This window comes from Cupriavidus sp. WS (assembly GCF_000395345.1).
Taxonomy (GTDB): Bacteria; Pseudomonadota; Gammaproteobacteria; order Burkholderiales; family Burkholderiaceae; genus Cupriavidus; species Cupriavidus basilensis_B.
On record NZ_AQPL01000696.1, the window covers coordinates 1 to 1,542 of the forward strand.

3 protein-coding genes are annotated in these 1,542 nt (G+C 64.0%); all 3 read left to right on the top strand.

The features are described from left to right. On the top strand, nucleotides 1–535 hold a 535-nt coding region (locus tag K206_RS0136625; RefSeq protein ID WP_029044469.1), incomplete at its 5' end, for a replication initiation factor domain-containing protein. A gap of 186 nt (nucleotides 536–721) precedes the next feature. Beyond that, nucleotides 722–1,258, top strand: a complete 537-nt coding sequence (locus tag K206_RS42450; RefSeq protein WP_081651645.1) for a hypothetical protein — start codon at nucleotides 722–724, stop codon at nucleotides 1,256–1,258. Beyond that, nucleotides 1,251–1,542: hypothetical protein (locus tag K206_RS0136630; RefSeq protein WP_029044470.1), on the top strand; the 292-nt coding region annotated here is incomplete at its 3' end. The genes K206_RS42450 and K206_RS0136630, both read left to right, overlap by 8 nt.

Here is a 1,542-nt window from a genome sequence, read left to right on the forward strand (position 1 = left end):
TGTCGACTTCGATCGCCCTGGTGCCTGGGACGATCTCCTGGGCATCCTGGCGGAGGTCAAGCAGGAGCAGGGCCTCAAGGGTGAGAAGCGAGGGGACTGGGACTTCCCGGAGGATGGTCGGACGATGTACCTGGGGGCCAACAGCAGCCCCGTCCGGTGCCGCCTCTACGAGAAGGGCAAGCAACCAGGCTACCGCTCCGCCTGTCGATGGGATTGGGTTCGCTTGGAGGCTCAGGTAAGGCCTCAGAAAGACGCTAGGAGGGTCTTCAGCACGCTTTCTGCTGACCAGGTGTGGGGTGCATCGGGGTGGACGCGGAAAATCGCGCAGAGGGCCTTCTCGCTCGAAACAGGGGCATTCCCTGCGGCGGGTGTGAAGAAGGATACGGACTTCGCCCAGCGGTGGGAGTGGGTCTGCGCCCAGGCTGCGCCCACGCTCTTGGAGGCCATCGAGGTCTTCGGGGACTGGGAGTCGGTACGCCGCAATCTGATCGAGGGTCACAGGGCCAAGATCGCAGGCAAGAAACGCGGTAGCTAGTCGCAGGGTATGGGGGCGCCTTAGCCCCCATGCAAGCAGGGGATAGGCCAATGCTGCCGGTCGGATTCGCGGCTTCTGTACCCGAATCGCGACAGCGCACCACGCGCCATGCAAGCTATTTCTGCGGTGCACCTTGCGAAAAGTGGTGAACCTGGCTACCTTACGGTGCATCAGCCAGGAGTGCACATGCCTACACAAAACCCGCGTCTCACCATCACCCTGTCTCCGCCTCTGGACGCGGCTATCCGCCGCTTGAGCGAGCTGACAGGGCAGAGCAAGTCGTCCCTCATCGTTGAGCTCCTGGACCAAGCCAAGCCCGTCCTGGAGCGTATGGCAGAGGTCATTGCCCTTGCTCAGACTGCCACCCAGGAAGCGAAAACCCGTATGGCGGCCAACCTGGATGCTGCGCAGTCCAAGCTGGAGGAGCACCTCGGCCTGGTCAATGACCTGTTCGATGAGCAAACCGAGAGCCTCCTGGGGGAGATTGAGCAAGTTCGTCGGCGTAGCGCGAAGGGTGCGTCTGGGCGAGCGGACGGACGCACGGCAGCGCAGCGACGCGCGCCCGCCCGCACGCCTGGACGCACCTCTCCTGTGAGCACTGCGAAGGGCGATCAACCCCCCCATGTAACACGGGGGTCGGGATCCCCGGTCACACCCCAGAAACGGAAAGGCAAATCGGCCGCAAAGCCAGCACCCACGCGGGTCGGGAGGAAAAATGGCTGAGTTCGACGCGTACTCGGCCACGTCCAGGGCGCTGAAGGTCGAAAAGGCGCTCGGCCTGGTCTGGTTCCCAGGGGGCCAAATCCGGGAGGGGAGGGGCTTCCATGGCTTCGAGAAACGGTGGTCCGTGACCTGTGAGCAGACCAGGGAAGAGGTGGGCTCGGTGAGCAGTGGAGGCACGCACGGGGACCTGGTGATGCTGGAGGTGAAGGGCTTGCGCACTCGGGAGGTGGTTCCCGTCCTGCGCGAGGAAATTCCGGAGCACGCCTGTACGCGGGTCGATGCCT